Consider the following 6395-nt stretch of genomic DNA (forward strand, 5'->3'; position numbering starts at 1 on the left):
GTTTACACGTTACTGCGCAATCAAACAGGCGGATCAACAGTATCCCGATAACAGCTTGACTCTTAGAAGGGCGTCCAAGGCAGCCATTATACGAGCAGGCAGTTCCGGCAGTTACTGTGGCGATACCGGATCAGGCAGAGTATGAGTCGGCGTGGAAACTGCTGGGATAACAGCCCAATGGAGCGCTTCTTCAGGAGTCTGAAGAACGAATGGGTGCCGGCGACGGGCTATGTAAGCTTCAGCGATGCAGCTCACGCAATAACGGACTATATCGTTGGATATTACAGCGCACTAAGACCGCACGAATATAATGGTGGGTTACCGCCAAACGAATCAGAAAACCGATACTGGAAAAACTCTAACGCGGTGGCCAGTTTTTGTTGACCACTTCACTTACCGTGGGGTATATCTACTTATAGAGATTGACTTTATTGTGTTTTCGGTCGAATACAAGTAAATTTGTGGTTAATGGACTAGAATTTGTTGTGTTTTTGGAGTGGATGTGAACATAGTAGATGCTCTTGTTGTCAAGAGGCTAATGAACGTTGGTGATGAAACTGTTCTGTCCATCTTAAAGTTTTCAGCGTATAGCGGAGTGGCAACACTCGAAGAACTGGCACACCACTCCTCCAATCTAAAAATATCAAACGGTAAATCTCGAGCAACTCTCGAAAGCTTCTTAGATACTGCGAACTTCCAAGCTCTCAGGGTCGAAGTACAAGCTGAGATTGATTCGTTCAAAAATAAAGGTGTTGAGATTGTTCTCTTCGGTACGAAAACCTATCCAATTGCGTTATACGGTCTCCCGAAACCTCCTCCTTTTCTATACTGCAAAGGCAATCTGAACCTCTTAGATAATAGGCTTTCATTAGCGGTTGTAGGCACTCGTGAAAACACCCCCAAGGGGGAAACCATAACGATTAAAACTATTCAAAAGTTTGCGACTTATGGCTTCACGATAGTCAGTGGACTTGCACTGGGTATCGATACAATTGCTCATCGCGCGGCATTAGACGCCAAAACACCAACGATTTCTGTTCTTGTCGATGTGGAGTCTATTTCTCCCGCAAGTAATCGGGAACTCGCTAAGGAAATATTGGACGAGGGCGGACTTCTAGTTGCAGAGAATGCACCAGGAACCAAAGCAATACCTGCGTTCTTTGCTAAGCGAGACAGGATACAAGCAGGTTTATCTACTGCCGTCTTTGCTATTGAAACTTCGATAGATGGTGGGACGATGCACGCAGTCAAATCTGCTATCTCTATGATGCGTCCTGTCTTCGTTCCTGACGCACATAAAGCTAAGTATCCAGATCTTACTATCAAGGCAATTTCAGGAACTCAACAGCTAGTTAACGAAGGGAGGGCGATACCCTACACGAGCGAATCTTATGAAGATATTCGTCTTCAATTAGAAGATATCGCGAGTTCATTTAGGTCGTTGAAAGCAAAAGGTGGCCTGCTGTGATAAAGGTCATCGTCCTCGATCTTGATGACACGCTTATTGATACATCAAGCCTCGAACCACTTCGGTCAGCTGGCCGATGGAGAGACATACCTAGGTACTTTAATGGTTGTGTCATCTATCAGGACGTTGTCGGCCTTGTTACAACGGCTCGGTCGGTTGGAATCAAGGTTGCTATCTTCTCGAATGCGCCTTCGAACTACGTTCAGGGGCTACTCAAACACTTCAGTATCACTGTTGATTATGTAGTAGCCTACCATGATGTAACGCAGCATAAGCCGAGCCCTGAGGGCGTTACTCGTATTCTCGAGTACTTCGGTGTTAGCGCCGACGAGTCAATTTATTTAGGAGATAGTAACCTAGATCGAGACGCTGCTTCCAATGCAGGAGTTGAGTTTTTCTCAGTAGATTGGGGTTCTGCCTCGGAGATCGATTCGTCACATAAGGGAATAAGTGGTCTCACCGAGCTTATTGGAAAAAACTCGACGCGGAACTCCGCAAGAACTGGACGTTCTGAGTTAATACAATCTGGGAATAAACTTCATCTGGGATTCTATTTAGATGGTATCAAACAGGAAGTTTGGTCTTTCAAAGATAACAAGAATACTTCTGTTCGCCGCTGGGTTAACAAGACTGTTGAGCTAGCTCCTTCATTCCCAGCCATAGATATAGTTGTTCGAGCGTTAGGTCACGCTGAGCTTAGGGCTGAAGATGGCGATAAAGCATTAGATACCTTGGGCAAATCGCTGGCTGTTGCTTTAGGGGCTTCTTACCAACCTAAGATATTAGAGAAAGATCACGTATTAGATAAATCGACTAATTGCACTGCAGCACAAAGACTCCACCAGGTCAGAGGTGCCTATAAAGCCTATTTTGATTCAATAGAAGCTAATTCAAATCCGACATTTCTGATCGTTGACGACGTATTAACTTCGGGGGCTACAACTGATGAGATAACACGCTGTCTATCTCAAGCTTTTCCGAATTCAAGTATTTACATTTTTACGTTGGTTAAAACTCTCTATAGATTGGAGCTAGGCACTGACAGCCAAGAACAACAACACAATAACAAACTGTTTTCAGATTTGTACAACCCAATCATCGACTCGCTGGCGGACGAAAGTGAACTATCTAGACATGTCAGGTCGAAGTCTAGTAGCAGGCTTGTAAGCAAGAAGTTTTCTGCTAACTACGCGAGAACCAACCATAACTTCATTTTCCACAATCTTCTCCAGTATTCTATCTCGTCTGAAACGGCGTCTGGACAGCTATTTGCAGCAATTCAAGTTCTTAAGAATATGCTTCAGAGAGGGAAGCCAACAATAGCCTCGCGGAAACTGAGGAAGGCATTTGGCATTGAACTGGAGAAGAGCGGTCTTAATACATCAGCTCAGGCTCTTGTGTCAGATAAGCCAGTTTTTTGGAATAGATTGATTCGAGGCAACAAGCATTCTGGGTACTACCCAGCGAAAAGGTTTTTTGATGAGCTGATTCCAAAGTATTTCGGTGAGTACATTTTTGTAAAACAACTAATGCTCCCTGAAGTTCAGATTTACGATATGACTCAGGTCTACGTTGAACAATTCCAGAACCGACAGGTAGATTTTTACATTCCTCAAGTTGGTTTAATTATTGAGATAGATGGTCAACAGCACCAAAATTCTCAGCATTTAGATGAGATGAGTGACCTGCTCCCCGTTGATTAATACACCGTGATGTTAGTAATGTCTTCATAAGCCACATGAGGACATCCCCATGAAGAAGCGTTTTTCCGACGAACAGATCATCTGTATTCTCCGCGAGGCCGAAGCCGGCGTTTCTGCCCGTGAGCTCTGCCGTAAGCACGCCATTTCCGACGCCACCTTTTACACATGGCGTAAGAAGTATGGCGGTATGGAGGTGCCTGAGGTTAAGCGCCTGAAGTCGCTTGAGGAAGAGAACGCCAGACTCAAGAAGCTGCTTGCTGAAGCCATGCTGGATAAGGAGGCGCTTCAGGTGGCTCTTGGGCGAAAGTACTGACGACAGACCAGAAGCGGTAAGCCGTGGAAGTCATGTGCGAGGCTAAGGGTCTGTCGCAACGTCGTGCCTGCAGGCTGGCAGGTCTGTCCCTGTCAACCTGCCGATATTCGGCTCAGCGTCCGGCTGCTGACGCGCAGCTGTCTCTACGCATCACAGAGCTGGCACTTGAACGCCGCCGTTTTGGTTACCGGCGTATCTGGCAGCTTCTGCGACGTGAAGGTCTTTGCGTTAACCACAAGCGGGTTTACCGCATCTATCAACTTAATGGCCTGAGTGTAAAACGCAGACGACGTCGTAAAGGGCTGGCAACAGAACGTCTGCCGCTGCTCCGCCCGATGGCGCCCAATCTGACCTGGTCAATGGATTTCGTCATGGACGCACTGGCCACAGGTCGCAGGATCAAGTGCCTGACCTGCGTGGATGATTTCACAAAGGAATGCCTGACGGTCACTGTTGCCTTCGGGATTTCAGGCGTGCAGGTCACGTGTATTCTGGACAGCATTGCGCTGTTTCGCGGCTATCCGGCTACGATAAGAACCGATCAGGGCCCGGAGTTTACCTGCCGCGCACTCGATCAGTGGGCTTTTGAGCATGGTGTGGAGCTGCGACTTATCCAGCCCGGCAAGCCAACGCAGGTAAGCGTCTAGCCACTGCCGCCTGTGAATCTGGTTACGGGATCGTTAGCTTAGAGCTCCATCTAATTTAGAAGGAGCTCTAATCATGGAAAATACTGCCAACTGGCGAACTGAATCCCGCACAGTCTATTCTAATGACTTTAAACTTCGCATCGTTGAGCTGGCGTCTCAACCGGATGCCAATGTTGCTAAGATCGCCCGCGAAAATGGAGTTGCTCACAACCTCATTTTTAAGTGGCTGCGCATGTGGCAAAACGAGGGGCGGGTATCACGTCGCCTGCCTGCGACCATCACCCCACCTTCAGAGCTGTCACTGTTACCTGTCGAGATCGTATCTGAACCACCAACATCAGATAACGGTTCCGGGCAGTGTCCGCTGAATGCTTCCTCCTGCAGCGTGGAGTTCCGCCACGGTAAAATAAGCCTCGAAAACCCCTCGCCGGAGTTGCTGGGCGTGCTGCTCCGCGAGCTGACCGGGAGAAGCCAATGATATCCCTCCCGTCAGGTACCCGTATCTGGCTGGTTGCTGGCGTCACGGATATGCGTAAATCGTTCAATGGTCTGGGCGAGCTGGTACAGCATGCCCTTGATGAAAACCCGTTCTCCGGCCACCTGTTTATCTTCCGTGGCCGCAGAGGTGACACCGTAAAGATACTCTGGGCCGATGCTGACGGCCTGTGCCTGTTGACCAAACGGCTGGAAGAAGGCCAGTTCATCTGGCCTGCTGTACGCGATGGTAAAATCGCCATTACCCGCTCACAACTCGCCATGCTCCTCGATAAGCTGGACTGGCGTCAGCCAAAAACAGCTCGTCTTAACTCACTGACAATGTTGTAAAAAGAGCATGACCGCATTATAAATGGGGTCATGAGTCAGGACTATCTCGCCCGTATCGCCGCGCTGGAAGACGCGCTTCGCCAGAAAGACAGTCAGCTTAGTCTCGTTGCTGAGACTGAGTCGTTCCTGCGTTCAGCGCTGGCGCGCGCTGAAGAGAAAATAGAGAACGAAGAGCGCGAAATAGAGCATCTGCGGGCGCAGATAGAAAAACTACGGCGGATGCTGTTCGGTACCCGTTCTGAAAAGCTGCGCCGGCAGGTTGAAGAAGCCGAAGCCCTGCTGAAACAGCAGGAGCAGCAAAGCGATCGTTACAACGGCCGGGATAACGATCAGCAGGTTCCGCGTCAGCTTCGCCAGTCGCGCCATCGTCGTCCTCTGCCTGACCATCTTCCACGCGAAATAAACAGGCTGGAGCCCGAAACCTGTTGTCCGGACTGCGGCAGCGATATGGCATACCTCAGCGAAGTCAGCGCAGAGCAGCTGGAGCTGGTCTCCAGCGCCCTGAAAGTGCTCCGCACGGTCAGGGTGAAAAAGGCCTGCACCCGATGCGACTGCATCGTTGAAGCGTCGGCACCATCACGCCCCATCGATCGGGGTATCGCCGGGCCGGGTCTGCTGGCCCGCGTGTTAACGGCCAAATACTGCGAGCACCTGCCGCTCTATCGCCAGTGCGAAATCTTTGCCCGCCAGGGCGTGGATCTGAGCCGGGCTCTGCTCTCCAACTGGGTGGATGCGTGTTGCCGGTTGATGGCACCGTTGGATGAAGCCCTTTATCGTTACGTGATGGACTGCCGCAAACTGCATACGGACGATACCCCGGTGCCGGTACTGGCACCGGGGAGGAAGAAGACGAAAACCGGGCGCATCTGGACGTATGTGCGTGATGACCGAAGCGCTGGATCGTCAGACCCGCCAGCGGCGTGGTTCGCCTTCTCCCCTGACCGACAGGGGAAACATCCTCAGCAGCATCTTCGCCATTATCATGGCGTACTGCAGGCCGATGCCTTCGCAGGGTACGACAGGTTGTTCAGCGCAGAGCGTAACGGTGGCCCGCTAACAGAAGCTGCATGCTGGGCCCACGCGCGTCGAAAAATCCACGACGTCTATATAAGTACTCAGACGGCCACCGCCGGGGAAGCCCTGAAACGTATCGGTGAGCTGTACGCGGTAGAAGAGGAAATACGCGGCCTCCCTGCAACTGAGCGGCTGGCAACCAGGCAATCCCGGAGTAAGCCGCTGCTGATATCCCTGCATGACTGGTTGGTGGAGAAAAGCGCCACGCTGTCGAAAAAATCCCGGCTGGGCGAGGCGTTCGCTTATGCCCTGAACCAGTGGGATGCGCTGTGCTACTACTGTGATGATGGTCTGGCAGAGCCTGATAACAACGCTGCCGAACGAGCCCTTCGTGCTGTCTGCCTTGGGAAAAAGAATTTTATCTT

The 6395-nt window shown here is 50.4% G+C and carries 6 protein-coding genes and 2 pseudogenes; all 8 read left to right on the top strand.

Annotated elements, in window-relative coordinates; translation table 11 throughout:
- Window positions 1-75 precede the first annotated feature (75 nt).
- A pseudogene (locus HMPREF1024_RS29625) lies at window positions 76-384 on the top strand (integrase core domain-containing protein); the annotation flags it as partial.
- Between the two features lie 99 nt (window positions 385-483).
- Window positions 484-552: a hypothetical protein gene (locus HMPREF1024_RS32205; protein ID WP_353653208.1), complete on the top strand. Its 69-nt coding sequence runs from the start codon at window positions 484-486 to the stop codon at window positions 550-552.
- Window positions 539-1468 (top strand): DNA-processing protein DprA, encoded by a 930-nt coding sequence (locus HMPREF1024_RS01115; RefSeq protein WP_045896958.1) that lies wholly within the window; start codon window positions 539-541, stop codon window positions 1466-1468. Before HMPREF1024_RS32205 ends, HMPREF1024_RS01115 begins: the two co-directional genes overlap by 14 nt.
- Window positions 1465-3171: an HAD-IA family hydrolase gene (locus HMPREF1024_RS01110; RefSeq protein WP_009309930.1), complete on the top strand. Its 1707-nt coding sequence runs from the start codon at window positions 1465-1467 to the stop codon at window positions 3169-3171. Before HMPREF1024_RS01115 ends, HMPREF1024_RS01110 begins: the two co-directional genes overlap by 4 nt.
- A 49-nt stretch (window positions 3172-3220) precedes the next feature.
- A pseudogene (locus HMPREF1024_RS30895) lies at window positions 3221-4119 on the top strand (IS3-like element ISKpn34 family transposase); the annotation flags it as partial.
- Between the two features lie 85 nt (window positions 4120-4204).
- Window positions 4205-4609, top strand: coding sequence for a transposase (locus HMPREF1024_RS01100; RefSeq protein ID WP_009309932.1), 405 nt, complete (start codon window positions 4205-4207; stop codon window positions 4607-4609).
- The gene (tnpB, locus tag HMPREF1024_RS01095) at window positions 4606-4956 is read left to right on the top strand and encodes an IS66 family insertion sequence element accessory protein TnpB (protein ID WP_009309933.1); all 351 of its coding nucleotides are present in this window, start codon (window positions 4606-4608) and stop codon (window positions 4954-4956) included. Before HMPREF1024_RS01100 ends, tnpB begins: the two co-directional genes overlap by 4 nt.
- Window positions 4957-4986: 30 nt before the next feature.
- On the top strand, window positions 4987-6395 hold a 1409-nt coding region (locus HMPREF1024_RS01090), incomplete at its 3' end, for an IS66 family transposase (protein ID WP_009309934.1).

The organism is Klebsiella sp. 4_1_44FAA, assembly GCF_000238715.1.
GTDB classification, from domain to species: domain Bacteria; phylum Pseudomonadota; class Gammaproteobacteria; order Enterobacterales; family Enterobacteriaceae; genus Klebsiella; species Klebsiella pneumoniae.

What these genes read in the sequence shown, in the direction of transcription:
- HMPREF1024_RS01115 (WP_045896958.1), top strand. Translation starts at nt 539, where the DNA reads ATGAACGTTGGTGATGAAACTGTTCTGTCCATCTTAAAGTTTTCAGCG.
- HMPREF1024_RS01100 (WP_009309932.1), top strand. Translation starts at nt 4,205, where the DNA reads ATGGAAAATACTGCCAACTGGCGAACTGAATCCCGCACAGTCTATTCT.
- tnpB (WP_009309933.1), top strand. Translation starts at nt 4,606, where the DNA reads ATGATATCCCTCCCGTCAGGTACCCGTATCTGGCTGGTTGCTGGCGTC.